The sequence below is a fragment of the Deinococcus carri genome (assembly GCF_039545055.1).
Lineage (GTDB): Bacteria > Deinococcota > Deinococci > Deinococcales > Deinococcaceae > Deinococcus > Deinococcus carri.
Window position 1 is genome coordinate 39959 of the sequence record NZ_BAABRP010000009.1, and the last position, 18992, is coordinate 58950.

Annotated in this window: 29 protein-coding genes and 1 pseudogene; 18 read left to right on the top strand and 12 right to left on the bottom strand. The window is 68.7% G+C overall.

Going from position 1 to position 18992, the window contains the following annotated elements:
* The first annotated feature begins 24 nt into the window (after window positions 1-24).
* From ABEA67_RS12085 to ABEA67_RS12120, 8 genes are all read left to right on the top strand, one after another.
* Window positions 25-444, top strand: coding sequence for a hypothetical protein (locus tag ABEA67_RS12085; RefSeq protein ID WP_345465447.1), 420 nt, complete (start codon window positions 25-27; stop codon window positions 442-444).
* A complete protein-coding gene (locus ABEA67_RS12090) occupies window positions 444-950 on the top strand; it encodes a hypothetical protein (RefSeq protein WP_345465449.1) in 507 nt (168 codons plus the stop codon). The genes ABEA67_RS12085 and ABEA67_RS12090 overlap by 1 nt, the downstream gene beginning before the upstream one ends.
* Window positions 947-1285: an XkdW family protein gene (locus tag ABEA67_RS12095; protein WP_345465451.1), complete on the top strand. Its 339-nt coding sequence runs from the start codon at window positions 947-949 to the stop codon at window positions 1283-1285. The genes ABEA67_RS12090 and ABEA67_RS12095 overlap by 4 nt, the downstream gene beginning before the upstream one ends.
* A 243-nt stretch (window positions 1286-1528) precedes the next feature.
* Complete coding sequence (locus ABEA67_RS12100; protein WP_345465453.1) at window positions 1529-1879, top strand: hypothetical protein; 351 nt, start codon at window positions 1529-1531, stop codon at window positions 1877-1879.
* On the top strand, window positions 1876-2238 hold the full coding sequence (locus ABEA67_RS12105) for a hypothetical protein (protein WP_345465455.1): 363 nt from the start codon (window positions 1876-1878) through the stop codon (window positions 2236-2238). The genes ABEA67_RS12100 and ABEA67_RS12105 overlap by 4 nt, the downstream gene beginning before the upstream one ends.
* Complete coding sequence (locus ABEA67_RS12110; protein WP_345465456.1) at window positions 2235-2579, top strand: hypothetical protein; 345 nt, start codon at window positions 2235-2237, stop codon at window positions 2577-2579. Before ABEA67_RS12105 ends, ABEA67_RS12110 begins: the two co-directional genes overlap by 4 nt.
* A gap of 2 nt (window positions 2580-2581) precedes the next feature.
* Entirely contained in the window at window positions 2582-3250 is a 669-nt protein-coding gene (locus tag ABEA67_RS12115; protein ID WP_345465457.1) for a glycoside hydrolase family 108 protein, read from the top strand.
* Complete coding sequence (locus ABEA67_RS12120; protein ID WP_345465458.1) at window positions 3250-3807, top strand: hypothetical protein; 558 nt, start codon at window positions 3250-3252, stop codon at window positions 3805-3807. Before ABEA67_RS12115 ends, ABEA67_RS12120 begins: the two co-directional genes overlap by 1 nt.
* Window positions 3808-3883: 76 nt before the next feature.
* Here the strand turns inward: ABEA67_RS12120 and ABEA67_RS12125 are convergent, their stop codons facing one another.
* Together ABEA67_RS12125 and ABEA67_RS19470 are read right to left on the bottom strand one after the other, a co-directional pair.
* Window positions 3884-4063, bottom strand: a complete 180-nt coding sequence (locus ABEA67_RS12125; protein ID WP_345465460.1) for an SH3 domain-containing protein — start codon at window positions 4061-4063, stop codon at window positions 3884-3886.
* Between the two features lie 105 nt (window positions 4064-4168).
* A pseudogene (locus tag ABEA67_RS19470) lies at window positions 4169-4489 on the bottom strand (excalibur calcium-binding domain-containing protein); the annotation flags it as partial.
* Window positions 4490-4537: 48 nt separating this feature from the next.
* On the opposite strand from ABEA67_RS19470, the gene ABEA67_RS12130 reads away from it, so the two are divergent.
* The 4 genes from ABEA67_RS12130 to ABEA67_RS12145 all read left to right on the top strand — a co-directional run bounded on the left by ABEA67_RS12130 (window position 4538) and on the right by ABEA67_RS12145 (window position 7493).
* Window positions 4538-4822, top strand: coding sequence for a DUF3006 domain-containing protein (locus ABEA67_RS12130; protein ID WP_345465462.1), 285 nt, complete (start codon window positions 4538-4540; stop codon window positions 4820-4822).
* Window positions 4819-5880, top strand: a complete 1062-nt coding sequence (locus ABEA67_RS12135) for an excalibur calcium-binding domain-containing protein (RefSeq protein ID WP_345465464.1) — start codon at window positions 4819-4821, stop codon at window positions 5878-5880. Before ABEA67_RS12130 ends, ABEA67_RS12135 begins: the two co-directional genes overlap by 4 nt.
* Before the next feature lie 35 nt (window positions 5881-5915).
* Window positions 5916-6503 carry a restriction endonuclease gene (locus ABEA67_RS12140; RefSeq protein WP_345465466.1) on the top strand — a complete coding sequence of 196 codons (588 nt, stop codon included), beginning with the start codon at window positions 5916-5918 and terminating at the stop codon, window positions 6501-6503.
* Between the two features lie 273 nt (window positions 6504-6776).
* Window positions 6777-7493 carry a hypothetical protein gene (locus tag ABEA67_RS12145; RefSeq protein ID WP_345465468.1) on the top strand — a complete coding sequence of 239 codons (717 nt, stop codon included), beginning with the start codon at window positions 6777-6779 and terminating at the stop codon, window positions 7491-7493.
* A 69-nt stretch (window positions 7494-7562) separates the two neighbouring features.
* Here ABEA67_RS12145 and ABEA67_RS12150 read toward each other — a convergent pair whose 3' ends face one another.
* From ABEA67_RS12150 to ABEA67_RS12175, 6 genes are all read right to left on the bottom strand, one after another.
* The gene (locus ABEA67_RS12150; RefSeq protein ID WP_345465470.1) at window positions 7563-7778 is read right to left on the bottom strand and encodes a hypothetical protein; all 216 of its coding nucleotides are present in this window, start codon (window positions 7776-7778) and stop codon (window positions 7563-7565) included.
* A gap of 82 nt (window positions 7779-7860) precedes the next feature.
* Window positions 7861-8754: a DUF3560 domain-containing protein gene (locus tag ABEA67_RS12155; protein ID WP_345465472.1), complete on the bottom strand. Its 894-nt coding sequence runs from the start codon at window positions 8752-8754 to the stop codon at window positions 7861-7863.
* A complete protein-coding gene (locus tag ABEA67_RS12160) occupies window positions 8751-9119 on the bottom strand; it encodes a hypothetical protein (RefSeq protein WP_345465474.1) in 369 nt (122 codons plus the stop codon). Before ABEA67_RS12160 ends, ABEA67_RS12155 begins: the two co-directional genes overlap by 4 nt.
* Entirely contained in the window at window positions 9119-9544 is a 426-nt protein-coding gene (locus tag ABEA67_RS12165) for a hypothetical protein (RefSeq protein ID WP_345465476.1), read from the bottom strand. Before ABEA67_RS12165 ends, ABEA67_RS12160 begins: the two co-directional genes overlap by 1 nt.
* Window positions 9541-9936, bottom strand: coding sequence for a hypothetical protein (locus ABEA67_RS12170; RefSeq protein WP_345465478.1), 396 nt, complete (start codon window positions 9934-9936; stop codon window positions 9541-9543). The genes ABEA67_RS12165 and ABEA67_RS12170 overlap by 4 nt, the downstream gene beginning before the upstream one ends.
* Window positions 9933-10187, bottom strand: coding sequence for a hypothetical protein (locus ABEA67_RS12175; RefSeq protein ID WP_345465480.1), 255 nt, complete (start codon window positions 10185-10187; stop codon window positions 9933-9935). The genes ABEA67_RS12170 and ABEA67_RS12175 overlap by 4 nt, the downstream gene beginning before the upstream one ends.
* A gap of 138 nt (window positions 10188-10325) precedes the next feature.
* Here ABEA67_RS12175 and ABEA67_RS12180 point away from each other — a divergent pair, with 138 nt between their 5' ends.
* The 5 genes from ABEA67_RS12180 (at window position 10326) to ABEA67_RS12200 (ending at window position 13060) form a co-directional block, all read left to right on the top strand.
* Window positions 10326-10568, top strand: coding sequence for a helix-turn-helix domain-containing protein (locus ABEA67_RS12180; RefSeq protein WP_345465482.1), 243 nt, complete (start codon window positions 10326-10328; stop codon window positions 10566-10568).
* Between the two features lie 2 nt (window positions 10569-10570).
* Entirely contained in the window at window positions 10571-11218 is a 648-nt protein-coding gene (locus tag ABEA67_RS12185) for a MarC family protein (protein WP_345465484.1), read from the top strand.
* Window positions 11219-11347: 129 nt separating this feature from the next.
* Window positions 11348-11866, top strand: a complete 519-nt coding sequence (locus ABEA67_RS12190) for an HNH endonuclease (RefSeq protein ID WP_345465631.1) — start codon at window positions 11348-11350, stop codon at window positions 11864-11866.
* 96 nt (window positions 11867-11962) lie between these two features.
* On the top strand, window positions 11963-12517 hold the full coding sequence (locus ABEA67_RS12195) for an HD domain-containing protein (protein WP_345465486.1): 555 nt from the start codon (window positions 11963-11965) through the stop codon (window positions 12515-12517).
* A gap of 123 nt (window positions 12518-12640) precedes the next feature.
* Complete coding sequence (locus tag ABEA67_RS12200; RefSeq protein ID WP_345465488.1) at window positions 12641-13060, top strand: hypothetical protein; 420 nt, start codon at window positions 12641-12643, stop codon at window positions 13058-13060.
* A gap of 99 nt (window positions 13061-13159) precedes the next feature.
* Here ABEA67_RS12200 and ABEA67_RS12205 read toward each other — a convergent pair whose 3' ends face one another.
* Genes ABEA67_RS12205 through ABEA67_RS12215 form a run of 3 tightly spaced genes read right to left on the bottom strand, consistent with a single transcriptional unit; the run spans window position 13160 to window position 16673 of the window.
* Window positions 13160-13621 carry a response regulator gene (locus ABEA67_RS12205; protein WP_345465633.1) on the bottom strand — a complete coding sequence of 154 codons (462 nt, stop codon included), beginning with the start codon at window positions 13619-13621 and terminating at the stop codon, window positions 13160-13162.
* Window positions 13622-13626: 5 nt separating this feature from the next.
* Window positions 13627-15993: a PAS domain-containing sensor histidine kinase gene (locus tag ABEA67_RS12210; RefSeq protein ID WP_345465490.1), complete on the bottom strand. Its 2367-nt coding sequence runs from the start codon at window positions 15991-15993 to the stop codon at window positions 13627-13629.
* Window positions 15994-16007: 14 nt separating this feature from the next.
* On the bottom strand, window positions 16008-16673 hold the full coding sequence (locus ABEA67_RS12215) for a response regulator transcription factor (protein WP_345465492.1): 666 nt from the start codon (window positions 16671-16673) through the stop codon (window positions 16008-16010).
* Window positions 16674-16935: 262 nt separating this feature from the next.
* Here ABEA67_RS12215 and ABEA67_RS12220 point away from each other — a divergent pair, with 262 nt between their 5' ends.
* Complete coding sequence (locus ABEA67_RS12220; protein ID WP_345465494.1) at window positions 16936-18657, top strand: ribonuclease J; 1722 nt, start codon at window positions 16936-16938, stop codon at window positions 18655-18657.
* Window positions 18658-18717: 60 nt separating this feature from the next.
* On the opposite strand, the gene ABEA67_RS12225 is transcribed toward ABEA67_RS12220, so the two are convergent.
* Window positions 18718-18912 carry a hypothetical protein gene (locus ABEA67_RS12225; RefSeq protein ID WP_345465496.1) on the bottom strand — a complete coding sequence of 65 codons (195 nt, stop codon included), beginning with the start codon at window positions 18910-18912 and terminating at the stop codon, window positions 18718-18720.
* Window positions 18913-18992: the final 80 nt, after the last annotated feature.

Below are 18992 nucleotides of genomic sequence, written 5' to 3' on the forward strand. Positions count from 1 at the left end.
CCCTTTTGGCTGATGAGGTGAGAAATGAGCTTCAACGACGAGTTGACCATGCACGACAAGCGGGCCTTCCGGGACGCCCCAGGGCGCAAGGCGTTGCTGTACGTCATTGGGCCGGACGGCGTGAGCTATGTGCCTGCAACGGCGGAGATGCTGGGGGGCGGAGACACCTCCCAGGGCATCACCACCACCCTCCCGCCCCAGGCCCTGACCGTGAGCGCGGCCCCCGTCGCCCTGACCATCCCCGCCGGAGCCACCCACGCCACCGTCCATGTCGTGAGCGGCAGCGTGCGCCGCAGCATCGGCGGCGTGCCGGGGGCGGGGACGCCGGGGCTGAGTGTCGGGGACAGCGAGGAGATTTCCGGCGCGGAACTCGCGGCCTACCGGCTGGTGCGGGATGGGGCGGCGGACGCGCAGGTGTACGTCGAGTACAGGACGGTGGGCTGATGGGGCAGATTACGCGGAGGTCCCCGGGGGCCGACCTTTCGCCGCTGGACGCCCGGCTGGATGCGCTGGAGGGTACCACCTACAGCAGCCGGACGCTGAGTTCCGACTACTGGCCCGAGTACGCCATTCGCGCTGACGAAAACGTCTGGACGCGCCTCCAGCGGGGCGGAGCGTCTGCCCCGCCCCTGCAAGTGCCTCCACTTCCGCTGGCCCGCCCCGGCCACAAGTGGGAGGCGCAAATCGAAGGATTCCTGCGTCTGCGAACCACGAAGCGCGGAACGGTTTATGTCGGTATTCAGTTGAACGGTGCCGGAATGGGCAGTGTCTCTGGCGGCAAATTGTTTACGGAGGGTGGCGACGACCTCCTGCCTATCATGCAGCGTCTGCCGGTGAACGGTGGGGAAACCATCTATTTTTCGGTGTACAGCCAGGCCGCAGGCGGCGACACGCTGACCATCATCCCCAACCCCTACCCCTACCTGCTGGTCCGCGAGGTGGTGGCGTGATTGCCCTCATCCTGCGACACCTCTATCCCGCCGCCGACCCTCTGCGCGACTACACCGTTGCCGACGACGGCACCGGTCCCCGCATCACCGCCTGGCACCTCCCCACCCCCCAGCCCACCCCTGCCGAGCTGGCAGCCGCTCTCCCCGCCGCACAGGCCGCTGCCCAGGCTCGTGCTGACCTGACCGAGGCGCAAGCCATGCTGGACGAGCGCTACCGGCTGTACACGCGGGCGGTGGCAAGCGGAAACACGCAGGACGCCGCCGACATTCAGGCCGAGATTCAGGACATCCTGACCTACATCCAGGAGGTGCGAAATGCCGCTGGTGCTGCCTAAACGCTGCCCGAACTGCGGGCGCAGGTGCGTTCGGAACGAGCGCGGGTACTGGCTGTGCGACCCGGCGGCCGGAGGGTGCGGCTGGACCGACGACCCGGCCACCGTGCAGCCGCTACCGACCGCTCCCACCCCGGACGAGGCACCGCAGACCCCGCCCGAGACGGCCTGACCTCACCATCCTGCCCCCGCCAGCGCCCCGGCCCGCGCTGGCGGGTCCTGTTTGAGCCGGAGAACTGGAGCCACATGCTCAAAACGCTCGCCCTCGCCTCGCTGACGGGCCTGCTGCTGGTCACGCCCACCCCGCCCGCCTGCCAGATTCAGGCGGGCGTCTTCGGTGGTCCCAACAATCTCGGTCAGTACCAGATGCGGCTCACCTTCCCACCGACCTGCGCGGCCACCAGCGGCCTGCTCTATGCCCGCCTCATCGCCAAAAACGGCGGCGTCATTCCGCCCATCGGCCAGTTTCGCCTCTCTGCTGGCTACCCCCGCGAGGTCCGCTATTGGGTCTGGCCGGGCGCGCACGCTGAACAGAAGCTCGCTGGATTGTGGCGTGACCTGCCCATCCGCAACCTGCCCAGGGGGTGGTTCGAGTGAATGCCCGCTTCCCGAAGGCCATCGCGCACATCCTGCTGCTGCTGGCCGTCTTCCTCCTGGCCCCCGTCAGCAAACCCAGTCTCTGGCTGCTCGACGAGTGGGGGGACTTCCGGCTCCCCTTCTTCCTGTGGCCGGGCCTGCTGCTGCTGACCGGCCTCTCTCTCCTGCGCGCCCACGGCCCCCGGCGGCTGCGGCGCTGGCTGTTTGCCGCCTTCGTCATCCTCGTGACCTTCGCGGCGGCGGCCTACCTCGCGCAGGGCTGGAACGGGCTGACCTGCATCGCGGTGGGGCTGGCCTACCACTGCGGCCGGACCAGCCTGGACGCCAAGGCGTACCAGGATGAGCAGGAGCGCGCGTGAGTGGTGTGTGGGAGCCGGGCACCATCCTGGCCGCCATCACGCTGGGGTCTGGTCTGCTCTGGCAGGTCTGGGACCGGCTGGGCAAGGGCAGGGCCGATGCGTTCGCGCGCACCGAGGCGGAGCGCGACCGACTGGACCGGCGCGTACAGGAACTGGAGAAGGGCCGCGAGGAGGACCGGGGCCGGCTGGACCGGGTGGAGGCCGAGCTGGAGGACCTGAAGCGCGAACGCAACACGCTGCTGGATTTCCTCAGGGATGTGGTGAGCGACCTCTACGACCACGACTGGTGCAAACGCCGCGCGCAGGAGCTGCTGAGTCGGCTCGCGGGCGAGAAAGGATAGACATGAGCCGATTCAACGACGCCTTTGAAATCGTTATCGGGCACGAGGGGGGTTACACCGCCGATCCGCGCGACCGCGGCAACTGGACGGACGGGGCCTTCGGGCAGAAGGGAGGCACGCTGAAGGGCACCAAGTACGGCGTGTCCGCCATGAGCTACCCCCACCTGGACATCCAGCACCTCACGTTGGAGCAGGCCCGTACCATCTACAAGCAGAACTACTGGGACCGCGCCGGCTGCGACAACCTTCCCGGCGACCTGGCGCTGTGCGTGTTCGACACAGCCGTCAACAGCGGGGTGGGTCGGGCGCTAAGCCTGCTCACCACGGCCAAGACGCCGGGCGACTACCTCGACGCCCGGCTGCGCTTCCTCCGGAGCCTCCCGTCCTGGGGCACCTTCGGGCGCGGCTGGCAGCGCCGGGTGGACACGCTGCGCCGTCAGGCCGCGAGCTGGGCAGCCACGCCCCATGTGGACGTGAGCTTCCCGCCCACGCCGACCCCCGCGCCCACCACCTCCCTCTACGTCCAGCTCCGCAACCCGGACGGCACGCTGCGCGAGGACTGGGTGAGCGTGCCGGTGGACAGCACGGGGCGCGTGCTGGTCGGGAGTGACCGCAAGCCCCGCGCCTATTACGTCACGGCGGCCCTGGCCGCCACGAAAGGACTTGCCTGATGGAAATGCTCCTCCCGTATCTCGCCCAGCTCGGCCTGGGCGGCATCCTCGCCATCGTGCTGCTGGGCCTGGCGCAACTGGCTCTCGTGGAGTTCGCTCGCGCGGTGCTGCACCGCTGGGGCCTGGCAGTTCAGGGCGGCGCGGTGCTGCTGCTCTCGCTGGCTTTAGGCGGCCTGCTGGGCTGGCTGATGCTCTCGCGGGTGGCTGGGGTGGCCGGGATTGACCTGCCTCCGCCGTGGGGCGGCGTGGCGCTGGGCCTGGTGCTGGCGGCCACCGTGAGCGGCCTGGTGGCCTACCAGCAGCGGCGTCGGGCCGAGAAAGCGGCTGGGCAGGTGACGCCGGACATTCTGGCGGACGTGCTGGCACAGGTGGCCGCCGGGCAGGCCAGGACGCCCAGCGTGACCGTGCAGGTGCCCGCGCCTGCCGCGCCACAGGTACCCGCGCCGGTGCCCTGCTCGGACGACCTGCGGCCCATCACGCCGGAGGAGACGGCTGCGATGACGCGCACCGACTGGCCCGCTGTGGCTGGGCTGGATGACCCGCCCCAGTACCGCTGACCCCTCGGACAACGCGCCAAACACTGGCCCCCACCCCTCAGCCGTTTTAGCTGAGGGGTGGGGGCCTTTTTTGTGTTCAGTACCTGCTGAGCGCCGAGCCGACGAGCCAGCCGACCCGTTGTTGCGTCTTCACCTTGCACCACTTGGGACCGCAGGTGTAGACCTCGACGAGCGTGTTCTTAGGAATGACCTTGAGGATACGTGCCCCACTGACCCCACTGGCCCGCAGATTGACGTTCGTGTTCGTGATTCTCATATTACTTCCGTAATTGCCGGAAGTGTTGCTGGACAAAGTGTAGTTGCTGGAGGCGTAAGAACTGCCGCCACTGCTGCCGCCAGAGCCACTTTTACAGGCAATGCCGTCGCCATCCCGGTCCAGGTTCGAGCTGTATCCTGCCGATCCGACCGTCATGTTGGAGTAACCCGCAACGCGTGCAGCCGCGCAGCTTTTGAATGAGGCGGATGGCGTGCTGGAGTAGCTGGAGGAACTGCTGTAGCTGCCCCCACTTGAACCCCCTCGGTAATACCCGCTGACGTAGGTGCCGTCTCGGCGAGTGTAGCCGTGGACGTAACCTCCGCGACGGGCCTCAACGGAAGTCTGCGCCAGAAGGAGCAGGGTGCAGGCAGCTACCGTGGCTCTACAAAGCGCAGAGCGGTTCAGCAAACCGGAGAGTTTTCGCATACGGCTAGAGTGGCATGTACCTGGGCCGCCCGTGCGCTACTTTGCGGCATGACCCCCGACACCCCTGAACCCGACCTGGCTGGCACCCTGACCGTGGACGCCATCGAGGGCCGCTACGCCCGCGTCGAGCGGGAGGATGGCAGCACCGAGGACTGGTCCCTGGCCTCCCTGCCCTGCGGTGTGCAGGAGGGCGACGTCATCCGCCTGACTGTCATCGACGGCGACCTGGACATTGAGATTGACCACGCCGAAACCCAGCGCCGCCGCGCCTCCGCTCAAGCCCAACTCGACGCCTTGAACCAGGCGGCTCCCAGCGGGGAGTTGGACCTGTGAGGCACGTCCTCGCCCTGGCTGCCCTCTCTCTGGGCCTGGCCTCCGCCCAGGCGGCTGCTCCCGGTGCTCCCGGTGTCTTGACCATCCGCTTCCTCGACGTGGGGCAGGGGGACGCGGTCCTGATTACCAGCCCCGAGGGGAAATCTGTCCTGTATGACGGGGGCCGTTCCGAACCTCGTCTCCAAGCCCTGCTGAACCTGTATGGCGTGCAGTCGCTCGACCTCGTGGCCGCCAGCCATGCCGACAGCGACCACATCACGGGCCTGATTCCGGGCGTACGGCTGTTCAAGCCAAAGTACTTCCTCAACAACGGCATTGCGGGCACGACCCAGACCTGGAACCGGCTGGTCACGGCAGCCCAGCAGGCGGGCACGCAGGGGCTGGTCGCTAAGGACCAGACCATCAACCTGGGGAGCGTGAAGCTCACGGTGTTGGCCCCCCCAAGCGGCATGCCCAAGAACGAACAGAACCCGAACTCGGTCGGCCTGCTGGTGCAGTTCGGCAAGTTTCGCGCCCTCATGACCGGCGACAGCGAGACGGCGGAGACGGCCGCCTGGCTGCGCAAGTACCCGGCGGCAACGCTCGGCCCCATTGATGTCTACAAGAGCATCCACCACGGCGCGCGCAACGGCGACAACGCGGCGTGGCTGGCGGCTGTCCGGCCTCGGAACGTGATTATTAGCGTCGGCCCGAACAATTACGGCCACCCGACTGCGGAGGCGCTGGCGCTGTACAAGCGGGTGGGGGCGACGGTCTACCGCACGGACCGGGAGGGGACGGTGACGGTGGTGGTGCAGCCGAGCGGACAATTCGCTATCACGACAGCGCACGGGCCAGCGGTTCCGACGAATCCCCCAGCATCGCGCCCAGCCCCCGCGGCAGCGGCACCACGTCCAGCAACCCCGGCGGCGATTCCTCCGACTCCAGCTCCAGCCAGCAGTGTCTACTATGCGAACTGCGCGGCCGTCAGGGCAGCAGGGGCGGCACCGCTGCTGCGGGGGCAGCCGGGGTACCGGCCTGGTCTGGATAGAGACGGGGATGGGCGTGCGTGCGAGTGAGACTTCGGAGAGGCCGGACACACTAGCTTCCCCCTATGGCACGTCGTAGGCGCAGGAAAAAGGAAGACCCAAGGGCGGTAGTCACCCTCGCGTTGCTGTTCGGGCTGTTCTATAGCGGAATAAGCGGGGCATGGGGCCTGTTCGCGGTGCTGGTGCTCCTACTGGTCGGGGCCGTTGTCCTGTTGGTTGCGCAGACCAGGGCCAAGCGCACCCGCGCTCTGGCCCTGCGTGACCTCCAGGCCCTTACGCCGCGTGAGTTGGAGCTGCACGTCGCCCAGGTGCTGAATGCCCTGCCGGGATGGCGGGCCGAGGCGACAAGGGGGAGTGCCGACCAGGGTGCGGACGTGATTGCAACTGGGCCGAGCGGCGCGAAGGTGGCGGTGCAGGTTAAGAAGTACAGCAACCCGGTCGGCAACAAGGCCGTGCAGGAGATTGTGGCAAGCAAAGCGTTCTACCGCTGCGCCCACGCGGTCGTGGTGACCAGCGGGCCGGGATACACACGGGCAGCGCGGGAACTGGCGCGGGCGAACGGAGTGCCACTCTGGGGGCCAGATGAGTTGTTCCGGCTTCAGGCCCTGGCGGCGCAGAAACAGGCACCTCCGCGTGACCTGCTACCTGCCTGAACCCGAAAGTACCGGCACCCACGCCCGATGTGTCCCCCTCTCCTCGGCTTTGCAGCTGAGCGGCGGGGGACACCTTGCGTTTGGTTGGGGACTTGACCTTCACCACTTCCGCAGGCCGGTGTCAACCTGGGGAAGTGGCTGTTCGGCCGAACCGAACAAGCCGTCCTAGACGGTGTTTTCCTCGATTTTCCGACTTTACTTCTCGACCTCCGACCTTCAGACTACAGACATCCAAGGAGGCGAAAACGCTGTCCTAGACGGAGGAAAACCACTATGACCAAGACCCCGATGACCGCCGCCGACAAAGACGCCCTGATTGCCGAAGCCGCCGCCGCTGGCCTCACCGTCACCCGCACCAGCAAGGACTTCTTCCTGGGCGAGAGCGAAGGTCGCCAGCGCGTCACCCCCGGCGAAATCAAGCGTCTCATCCTCCAGGCCCAGCAGGAGGCCGAGGCAGAAGAGGTGGCCCGCGCTGAGGCGCTGGCGCTGGCCGACGAGCTGCGCGCCGAGGAACAGGAAGGTACGGCGGTCGAGGAAGCGCCAGTCGCTGAGCCGATGGCCGAGCTAGAGGCTGCCCCGGCAGCATCGACGCCCGCGCCTACCGCTGAGAAGGCCTCGAAGGTCGTCATCAAGTGGGGGCCGCCCTGCGGGGGCAACCTCGCGGGCCTGGCTGCCGCCGCGTGCGACGAGGGGCGCAACCCCATCGTGCACCTGGGCTTCACGCCCTCCAGCACCCACAAGACCAAAGAGGCGGCGGCGGCCGCCGGGCGGCAGGCCTGCAAGAGCGGCTGGCTGGCCGCGCTCGCCCAGGACCACGAGGGTGCCCAGTTCTGGGTGGTGGCCTGCCTGAACGAGCGCGGGCACCTGGTGCTCGACGGGCAGGAGGTCCGGCTGGAACCGCTGACCGGCCAGGAGGCCGAGGCCTACCGCCAGAAGGTGCAGGGCGCGCGCAATCAGGCCAAAGCGCAGTGGGTGGCGCAGGCCGTCTGAGCAGCAAGCGCAAGCGGCGTGCCGCCCAACTGGGCGGCACGCCTTCTTTTGGACTTACAGCGTAGTGGACTACTCCGCGATGGCGAGGGAGGTGCCGGACTCGACTTCCTGGTCGTCGGGAATGATCGCCATGTAGCGGCCATCCGCTTGGCGCTTCCAGGTATTCCCTCTGGTGTCCGTGATGCGGTTATCGGCAGCGCCTTCGAGAGTGATGCGCACTTCCTTGCAGCAGGACAGGGCATTCCGGAGGTGGGGGACGGTTTCGGCGGAGGTGATAGTCAGCATGGTGGTCTCCAATGTATGCGACAGAGCGGGGACGGGAAGTCACAAATGCAGCAGGCGGAAGAGCGGAGGGCGGCCTATGGTGTCAACCGCTGGTAGACACGTCCTCCTCGGGGCGGCGCAGTTCGTCGGGCCGCACCATCATCTCCATACCCCGCGCACCACCTTCCAGAAGCCTTACCCGGACGTTCTTCGGGCCGACGCGCACCACCTCACAGCGTCCGTAGCGGCTACTGACCACCACGTCGCCCCTCTTGTAGCTGGCGGGCGACGCGAACGGCATGGGCGCGAGGCTCTCCAGGCGGGCGCGCTCATACGCCAGGCGCAGGTCCAGGTGCTCGACCCACCGCTGGCAGCGTGCCGCACTGCGGTCCCAGAGGGGCTGCGTCTCCGGGGTGGCCGGATGTTCGTGCAGTCGCGCCAAGGCCCGTTGCTGGCGGCGCAGCTCGGCTTCCAGCTTCTCGATACGCCGCCGGACCACGCTGGGGTCGCTCTTCTGCCTTGCCCGGCGCTCGGCGCTCGCCGCTCGCCGCCGCCAGTAGTCCGCCTTGCGGCCCTCCTCGACCGCCTTCCGCATGTTCTGGTCGCTGCGCTCGATGGCGCGGCGGTGACGGCCCTCCGAGTGGTGGCCGATCTTGACGGGTTCGCCCATCGGGGGCAGGCCCTTGCTCGCCGCCGCGCGCCTCTCCCCTGCCCGTCCTTCGGCAGCGGCGGCGCGGCCCGCGAAGCGGGCAACCCTCGCCTCCGGGGCATCTGGGTCGGTCTCGTGCTCGATACCTTCCACGAACTCCAGCAGGAGGTCCTCACGCTCGGGCGTCCAGGTCGCCACCCACGCCTCATGCCCGCGCCACCACTTGAAGCCAGCGGCACGGGTGCGCGCGTACTCGTCGGCGTCCAGTCTCGCGCCGGGCATCCAACGCAGGGTGTCGTCCTCGATGTTGTAGGTCGCGCTCCCGAGCGGCTCGCGCTCGCCGCTCACGACTCCACCGTCCAGGCGCGCATGATGAGGCCTTCTTCTTCGTCAATCTCCACGTCCACGCGATGCCCCATGATGCGGCCCAGGTGGACGGCCTCGCGGACTGAGGGCACGGCGGCCAGCAGGGCATGCAGCTCTAGGGCCTCGGTGTCGGTGATGACCAGGGCGGTCCACGGCTCGCGCCAGTCCTCGGGAATCTCCAGCTCGACGTCGGTAAGCGTGCGGGTGCCCGCCCCGGCAGTGGGCAGGTCGGCCAGCCGCACGACGACCAGCCCGGCCGCCTCCAGCTTCTCCAGGGTGCGCTCGGCACCCCGGCCCAGGGCAGCGAGCGCAGCGGCCCGCGCGGCTTCCAGGTCGGGGCGCGGCATCAGGCCACCGCCTCCATGTTCCGCAGGTCCTGCTCGACGTACAGCAGGGCTGTGTAGCCGTCCAGACTGCGCTCCAGCGGGTAGACCTCGCCGTCCGTGCCGGTGACCGTCATCGCCTCGGGCTGCACGCTGGCGACCGTGAGGCGCGTGCGCTGGTAGCCGCGGCTGCGCGTCGCCTGCCGGCCCACGACCTCCCAGGTCACGTCGTCCATCCGGCGAATCTCCCAGAAGATGATGGGCCGGTTCTGCCGGGGAGCTGCTCGCAGGCGGGCGACCACGGCGCGGTACATCGCGGAAAGGCGCAGTGCCCGGCGCGTGAGGTGTGCGCGCTCAGGGGTGCCGGGTTCGGCCTGCATTTCCGCGATGGCCGCGTCAATGGCGCGGGTGCGCAGGTTGCGGAGCCGGAGGGCCTCAACGCGCGTCATTCGGGCACCACCAGCGCAAGGCGGGCCGGGGTGGGGCGAATGAAGTGGGTGGCCTCGCCTTCACGGACGAACTCCACCGCACCGCCGTGCAACGCCTCCAGCAGCCGCGCGGCGGTGTCCTCGGCGTGCTCGTGCGTCTCGGACGTCAAGGTGACTTCCACTTCGTCCCGCAGGACCCAGGCGGGGATGGGGCGGGCCTGCATCACCTCGACGTCGACCAGCCTGTTGCCAATCTCGTCGCGCAGGGTGATGGTGCCTTCGCGCTCGGTCACACGCGAGGCGGCAATGCCGAGCTGGTGGGCCACGAGGCGACCGGCCGTCAGGCTGTCACCGGCGCGCACCTCATGCACCTGCCCCAGCGCGCGCAGGCTGAAAAGAGAAAGGCCGCTCACGCGGCCACCTCTACGTTCCCGTTGCTGTCCACGGTCGCGTCGGGGAGATTCAAGCCGGCGACCGGCAGACGCTTCTGGCTGGGGGTCACGAAGCGGGCTACCGGCCAGCCCCGGCCTTTGAAGAGGGTCGCCCGGCGGCTGCCGCAGCGGAACTCCATGCTCAGCATGCCGGCTGGAGAGGGGAAAGGGGCGGGGACATGCTGCCAGGTGCGGCCATCCACGGTGGTGAGGGTCAAGGCGGTATCTTGCACAACGGTCTCCTACTGAGGGGGATTTCAGGAGGGGCGCGATCGTTACTTGCCGGTGCGGACGCGCCCTTTCCTGATACCAGAATTATAACCAGCATGTTTATAATAGTCAATATGGTTATGCCCAGCTATGATGCGGCTATGTCGCCTCTGCTCTCCCCCACCGACCTCCGCATCCGCGAGGCCATACGCGCTGCCATGGAGGCCGAATCCCCTCGGCTCACACAGCAGGCCCTGGCAGACCGCCTGAGCATCTCCCAGCCCGCCGTGGCCGCGCTTCTGGCCGGAAGGCGCGGGCAGATTCCGCAGAGCCTTGTCGATTTGCTCGACGCGCTGGGACTGGAAATCACGCTCCAGCCGCGCAGCAGCGGAAGCGAGGGCTGATCATGGACGCTCTGATGCTGCTGACTACCATCAACAAAACGTTTCTGACCATGCTGGTGGTGATGGACCCGATTGGCCTGGCCCCCATCTTCATCGGGCTGGCGGGCAACCGCCCCAGCTTCGAGCGGCGGCGCACGGCGCTGCGGGCCGCGCTGGTGGCGGGCGTGATCATCCTCTGCTTCGGGCTGTTCGGGCGGGCGCTGCTGGGGCACCTGGGCATCAGCCTGAGTGCCTTCCGGGTGGCGGGCGGCATCCTGCTGTTTCTGATTGCGCTGGACATGGTCTTTGCCCGCCCCAGCGGCAGCAAGGAAACCCCCGAGGAAGAGCAGGAGGCCCAGGAACGCCAGGACATCAGCGTCTTTCCGCTGGCGATTCCGCTGATCGCCGGTCCCGGCACGCTCGCCAGCATCATGATTCTGGCCGGGGACGCCCATGGCAGCCCGGCCCTGCTGGCCGCCGTCTTCCTGGTGACCTTTTTCGTGCTGCTGCTGTGTTACCTGGCGCTGCGCCTCAGCGGGCAGATCGCGCGGGTGATCGGGGTGACGGGCGTTCACGTGGTCACCCGCGTGCTGGGCGTGCTGCTGGGCGCGCTGGCCGTACAGTATGTGGCCGACGGCGTGCTGGAGTTCCTGCACGGCACAGCGGCCTGACGCCCAGCCCGGACCGCCCCGGGGTGCGGTCTCCATAAGCCACCTGGCGCAACATTCGCCTCACCGTCACGCCCTAAAATACGCCCTGTGAACCCAACAGCGAGCGTGACGAGAGAGGAGGCGCGCGGGATGCGCGTGGCACCGGACCTGAATGCGCCGCGCGTGCTGGTCCTGAACGCGTCCTACGAACCCCTCCACGTGACCAGCGCCAAGCGCGCGATCACGCTGCTCCAGTACGGCGTGGCCGAGGTGCTGGAAGTCAGCGGGGACGTGGTCCGCTCGCCCAGCACCATCCTGCGGGTTCCCAGCGTGATTCGCCTGAGGCGCTACGTGCGGCGGCCGCGCGTGCATCCGGTGCCCTTCAACCGCCGCAACGTGCTGCGCCGCGACACCTTCGCCTGCCAGTACTGCGGCTCGGAAGCCGACCTCACGCTCGACCACGTCATGCCGCGCTCGCGGGGCGGGCGGCACAACTGGGAAAACGTGGTCACGGCCTGCCGGGTGTGCAACCAGCGCAAGGGGAACCGCACCCCCGACGAGGCCGGAATGCCCCTGCGCTCCCGGCCTCGTGCGCCCACGTTCGGTGTATACGCCCACGGGCAGTTCGCCCACTGGCAGCCGGAGTGGGCGCGGTATATCGGGGGGTAGGCAGAAGGCTGAGGGCAGAAGGCAGATGGCCGAGAAAGGCTCATGCCTTCTGCCTTCTGCGTTCCGCCATCTGCCCCCCACACCCTACACTGCCGTATGAACCGCGCCCAGGCCTATGCCCTGATGACCGAACACACCCCCTCCGAGTCGCTGCGGCGGCACATGCTGAACGTGGAGGCGGCGATGCGCTGGTATGCCCGCCACTGGGGCGAGGACGAGGAACGGTACGCCGTGACTGGACTGCTGCACGACTTCGACTACGAGGGGCACCCGGAGGAGCATCCGGCGTGGGGCGTGGCGTACCTGCGCGAACACACCGACGCGCCCCCCGAGGTGCTGGACGCGATCATGGGGCACGCGGCCTACACCGGGACACCGCGCGAGACGCGGCTGGCGAAGACGCTCTTCGCGGTGGACGAGCTGACCGGGCTGGTGCAGGCGGCGGCACTGATTCGCCCCGACCGGGACGTGCGGCAGGTCGAACTCTCCAGCCTGAAAAAGCGCTTCAGGAACCGGGCCTTCGCCGCAGGGGTGAACCGCGAGGAGGTCGAGCAGGGTGCGCGTGAACTCGGGCTGGACCTCGACACGCACCTAGGCAACGTGCTGCTTGCGATGCAGCAGGCTGCGGGGGACACGACGGCCAACCGCTGAACGCCCTGGCCGGGCAGACAGCACATGAAGGACTCATGGAGGTGACGCTCAGCGTGCGGCCATGTGCGCCGCTCACACTGTGATCAATTCACCCGCCACTTCCAGGCGACCCAAGGAGTTCCCATGAACAAGACGCTGCTGACCCTGATGCTGACCTTTGCCGCCCCCGCCGCCCTTGCCACGGCCCCCAGCTCTGCCTACATGCAGGTGCAGGACACCAGCACCACCGGCACCAACACGGGAACCGGCACCGACGCCAACGACGGTGCGGCCGAGCAGGCCGGCGCGGCGGTGGACCAGGCCGCCGAAAGCACCACCGATGCTGTCAACAACGCCGTGGACCCCAACAACGACGGCGTGGTGGACTCCAACAACGACGGCGTGGCCGACACCCGCCAGTTCCCCTGGGGCCTGCTGGGTCTGCTGGGCCTCTTCGGCCTGATGGGCCGCAACCGGCAGCCTGTGCCCGTCGTCCACCCCGGCACGCCCGCCACGGGCACGACCTACAGCAGCACGACCACCAGCACGACCGACCGCCGCTAACGCGGGCCAACACCAAGCACGTCCCCAGCCAGTCGGCGGGGACGTGTTTTTCTGTTGCCCGGGCGTCGGCCTGCTCAGCCGCCTGCCGGGGCAGAACCGTCAGGCGCGGGGTGGGAAGCGGACGAAGGTCATCCAGAAATCCTCGAAGGCCCGTATGGCCTGGAGAAAGTTCTCAAATCCGACCGGTTTCACGACGTAGCCGTTGGCGTGCCGGGCATAGGAGCCGCGCACGTCGTCTTCCGACTGGCTGGTGGTGAGCATCACGACCGGGATGGTGCTGAGTGAGGGATCGGCCTTGATCTCGGACAGCACCTCCAGGCCGTTCTTGCGGGGCATGTTGATGTCGAGCAGGATCACGTCGGGGCGCGGCACCCCGGCGTGTTCGCCCTCACGGCGCAGGAAGCGCAGGGCCTCGACCCCGTCGCGCACCACGTGGACGCGGTTGGGCACGCGGGCATCCGCAAAGGCTTCCTGGGTGAGCAGAACGTCGGGTTCGCTGTCCTCGACAAGCAGGATTTCAATCTGGGGCCGGGTGGGGGTCAGGGGTTCGGCAGAGGACATGGGCGTCACGGGGTGTCCCCTTGCGGGGACGGGGAAAGGTGAAGGGCCGCGGGCGGCAGCGGCAGCGTCAGGTGAAAGGTCGCCCCCTCGCCGGGCACCGAGGTGAGCCAGAGGGACCCACCATGCTGCTCGGCGATCTTGCGGCAGATCGCCAGGCCCATCCCGTTGCCGGGGTAGGCCTCGCGGCGGTTCAGGCGCTGGAAGATCGCGAACACCCGTTCATGGTACTCGGGCGCAATACCAATGCCGTTATCCTCGACCTGCAGGTGCATCATCTGGCCCTCCTGCCGCGCGGTGACCGTCACCCTGGGGGGGGTGTCCTCGCGCCGGAACTTCAGCCCGTTGCCGATCAGGTTGGTCAGGAGCTGCACGAGCAGGCCCGGATGCCCCCAGACCGTCTGGGGCGCGTCCCAGGACAGGCGGCCGCCGGTCGCCTCCAGGGCGGCCTGGACATTCTGCCCGGCCTGGCGCAGCACCTGGTCCAGCACCACCGGCTGCGGCGGGGTGTCCGCCCGGCCCACCCGCGCAAACCCCAGCAGGTCCTGAATCAGCCCCCGCATCCGGCCCACTGCGTCCTGCATGAAGTCCAGGTACTGTTCGGCCCGCGGGTCGAGCTGGCCGCGGTAGCGCTTGGCGAGCAGCTCGGCATAGCTGCCCACCGTCCGCAGGGGTTCTTGAAGGTCGTGGCTCGCCACGTAGGCAAACTGTTCGAGTTCCTGGTTGCTGCGCCGCAGGTCGGCAATCGCGCCTTCCAGCGCACGCTGGGCCGACACCCGCTCGGTCACGTCCTGAAACATCACGACCGCGCCGCTGACCTGCCCGTCCGCGCCGATGGTCGGGGAGACGACGTAGGCGACCGTGATGGGCCAGCCCTGGGCGTGCCAGAACACGTCCTCCTCGCAGCGGCGCACCTGGCCGTCTTGCAGCGTCTGATGGACCGGGCACTCATCCAGTGGGTAGGGTCGGCCGTCGGCGTGATGGTGGTGAATCAGCGCGTGCTGCGGCGCGCCGATCAGGCGCTCGATGCTGTAGCCCAGGATGCGCGCGGCGGCGGGGTTGGCAAAGGTGGTGCGCCCCGCCGCGTCCAGCCCGAAAATGCCCTCCCCGGCGGCGGTGAGCAGCAGGGTGGAAAAACGGGTCAGGTCGGCCAGTTCGCGGGTGCGGGCGGCCACCCGTTCCTCCAGCCCGGCGTTCAGGGCCAGCAGGTGGGCCTCGGCGGCCTTGATAGCACTCTGGTCCTCGTTGACCCCCACCCACTCGCGCACGCTGCCGTCGCGGTCGGTGACGGCCACGCCGCGCGCCTGCATCGGCACATACACCCCGTCGGCGCGGCGCAGGCGGTACTCGGTCTGGTAGGGCGTGCGGGTGTCCACCGCCTGCCGCCAGGCCGCCAGCGCCCCCGCGCGGTCGTCGGGGTGCAGCATCTCCACCCAGCCCGCGCCGCCGTACTCGGCCTCGGTCTGCCCGGTAAAGGCGGCCCAGCCCGGCTGAGGCCCGTTCAGTTCCCCCTGCGCCGTCGTGACCCACACGATCTGCGAGGTCGCCTCGACCAGCGAGCGGTAGCGTTCCTCGCTGCTCTGCATCTGCCGACGCAGCCGCCAGCTCGCCGTCACGTCGGCAAAGACGGTGGTGACCTGTTTGGGCTGCGCCGCCCCGGGCGCGCGGCGGGGCAGGGCTGTCACGTTCAGCCAGCGCGTCTCGTCCGCACCGTCCGCGGCACCGGGAATCGACACGCCCACCGTCACGTCGCGCACCACCTGACCGGTCTGAAGGGCGCGCAGGGTGGGCAGGGCCGTGACGGGCAGGGGCCGGCCCTCGGGGTCCAGCAGGTGCCAGCGCGTGTCTGCCGGGGCCTGCCCGGTCATCTGCGCCAGGCTGAGGCCCAGCAGGTTCTGCCCGGCCTCGTTGGCGTACAGCACGCGGCCGTCGGGGGCCTGCACCAGCATCCCCAGATCCAGGCCGTCCAGCAGCTCCAGCGCCACCTCCAGCGGATGCCGCGAGTCGCGCAGGTGCAGCAGCACGCGGCCCGCCCCGGCGGGCGTGAGGGTCGCCAGCACCGGGGCCTCGTTGCCTTGCAGCAGCACGCTCTCGCGCACCGTTTCGCCCACGGTGGCCCGTCGCGCGGCCGCCGAGAGCAGCCGGGCGGCCTCGGGCGGGAACAGCGCCTCCCAGACGGGGGCCTCCCAGGGGACGGACGGGCTGCCCTCACCGGCGAGCAGACGCTCGCGGGCCGCCGCGTTGAGCCGGGCCGCGCTCCCGCACAGCAGCAGCACCGGGTCGGGCAGCGCCGCCAGCAGCGGGGCGGCGTCCACGTCCGCAAAGGTGCCGTTCAGGGGGTTGCCGGGCAGGGAGGCGGGAACCGGGTCGGGCATCGGCCGTGTCCTCCTCAGCCCCGCAGGGCGTACCCGACGCCGCGCACGGTCCTCAGCAGCCCATAGCCGTCGAGGTCGCGCAGCTTGGCGCGCAGGTTCGCCATGTGCACGTCCACCACGTTGCTGCCCTCGGGCAGGCGGCCCTGCCAGATTTCCTGCCCGATCTCCTGGCGCGAGTACACCCGGCCCGGCTGGCGGATCAGCAGCGCCAGAATGTCGAACTCCTTGGGTGAGAGCCGCAGTTCCTCGCCCTTGTAGGTCACCAGCCGCTTCTGGGGGTCGAGGGTCAGTTCGCCCATGCTGAGGCTCTCGCTGACCCGCTGGCGCAGTTGCACCTTGACGCGGGCCAGCAGCTCGTCGGGATGGAAGGGCTTGATCACGTAGTCGTCGGCTCCCAGGCCCAGCAGCCGGACCTTTTCATCGACCGTGTCGCGGGCGGTCAGCACGATGATCGGCACGGCACTGTTCTTGCGCAGCCGCTGCACCACGTCCCCGCCGTCGAAGTCCGGGAGGCCGAGGTCGAGCAGGATCAGGTCGGGGTGGTCTTCGCGCGCCCGGATCAGGCCGTTCATGGCAGAGTCGGCGTGTTCGACCGTGTACCCCGCATCCGAGAGGTCCAGTCTCAGCACTTTGGCGATGTCGAGGTCGTCCTCGATCACGAGAATCCGTTGGGCACTCACCCCTTTATGATAGCGGCCTTCACGCGCACTTCACACCGCAACCCTGCCGGGGACGGGGTGCAGCGTTCGGGCCGGGGGAGGGCTGTGCTACCCTGGGGAGACTGCGCCCCATGCCCCCTGCCGGGCCGGGCGACACAATCCGTTTCGACCATTCGCTTCGACTGGCCCGCGCCCCACCGCGCCGCCGCATCCCATTCAGAACGCACGTTATTGACCACCGGGGAATTAACAGCAGGGCAGACATCGTGCGACCGGAGAACACATGACCAACCCAGGTAAGGACGCGCAGGTCCCAGCGGCCGCCGCGCCCACACAACAGGACGCCAGAACCCAGGAGACCAAGGCCCAGGAGAACTTCCTCGAAGTCATTCCCCTCGGTGGCATGGGCGAGATCGGCAAGAACATCACCGCTTACCGCTACGGCGACGAGATCATGGTCGTCGACGGCGGCCTGGCCTTTCCCGACCCGCACCAGATGGGCGTGGACCTGATCATCCCGCGCATCGACTACCTCCAGCAGAACGCCGGGCTGATCAAGGGCTGGATTCTGACCCACGGCCACGAGGACCATATCGGCGGCCTGCCCTACATCCTGCCCCGGCTTCCGCGCGTGCCGGTCTACGGCGCGGGCCTCACGCTGGGGCTGGTGCGCGAGAAGCTCAGCGAGTTCGGCATCCGCGACGCGGACACGGATCTGCGCGAGGTGGACCTGAACGCCAAGGTCCGCATCGGCAAGCACTTCGGGGTCGAGTTCATCCGCATGACGCACTCGATTCCCGACAACGCCGGGTACATCCTCACCACGCCGGTGGGCCGGGTGGTGCATACCGGCGACTTCAAGCTCGACGAGGAACCCAGCGACGGCAAGCTGAGTGACCTGGGACGCATCGAGCAGGCGGGCAAGGACGGCGTGCTGCTGCTGATCAGCGACTCCACCAACGCCGAGCGCCCGGGCCGCACCGCCAGCGAGTCGGAGGTGGCCCGCAACCTGGAAGACCTGATCAGCAAGTGCCGGGGCCGCGTGTTCATGACCACCTTCGCGTCGAACGTGCACCGCATCCAGAACGTGATCAACATCGCCCACCGCCAGGGCCGCCGGGTGGTGATGGAAGGCCGCTCGATGCTCAAGTACGCGCAGGTCGCGCAGAGCCTCGGCCACATGGACCTGCCCGAACCCCTGCTGACCAACGAGGAGGTCGGCAGCCTGCAAGACCAGCAGGTGCTGTACGTCTGCACCGGCTCGCAGGGGCAGCCCATGAGCGTGCTGTCGCGCCTGGCCTTCGGCAACCACGCCAAAATTGCTCTGCGCCGCGGTGACAGCGTGATTCTCTCCAGCAATCCGATTCCCGGCAACGAGGAAGCGGTGAACCTGGTGATCAACCGCCTGTACGAGATCGGCGTGGACGTGTACTACCCGCCCACCTACCGGGTCCACGCCTCCGGGCACGGCTCGCAGGAGGAACTCGCCACGGTGCTGAACCTCGCGCGGCCCAAGTTCTTCCTGCCCTGGCACGGCGAACCCCGCCACCAGATCAACCACGCCCGCCTGGCCCAGACCCTCCCCCGCCCGCCCAAGCGCACGCTGATCGCCCGCAACGGCGACGTGGTGCGCCTCTCGGCCGACGAGTTCAAGGTGACGGGCACGGTGCCCGCCGGGGGCGTGTACGTGGACGGCCTGGGCGTGGGCGACATCGGGGACGACGTGCTGCTCGACCGCGCCAGCATGAGCCAGGAAGGCATCCTGATCATGACGGCGGTGCTGCACCCCACCCCCCACGTCGAGATCGTCTCGCGCGGCTTCGTCCGGCCCAACCGTGACCTCGACGGCCAGATCCGCAAGGTGGCCCTCGACGCCGTCGAGAGCGGCATGCGCGAGAAGAAGCGGCTGGAAGACGTGCGCGACGACATGTACGGGGCGGTTCGCCGCTTCGTCCGCAAGGTGACGGGGCGCAACCCGGTGCTGATTCCGCTGATCGTGGATTGAGCGCAGACAGAGGGCAGAGGGCCGGGGATTATCGCTCCCCGGCCCTCCTGCCTGTGGGGGTCAGTCCTCGATCACCGTGGTCGTGGTGGTGGTGGTCGTCTCGGTGGTCGGGGGAGGCGGCGGGGTGTCCTGGCGGACCTCGCGCGTCGTGGAGCGCGTGTGGGTCTCGGTTTCGCCCTGCGTGTTGTGGGTTTCGGTCACCTCGGTGGTCTCGGACCTCGTCACGTTCTGGCCGTCCTGATCTGCTCGGGTCATCACTGCACCTCCTGGAGCCTTCAGCCTAAGGCGAGGGCAGGCGCAGCACCCTTCACCCTTTGGTGAGGGAGCGGGGGAAG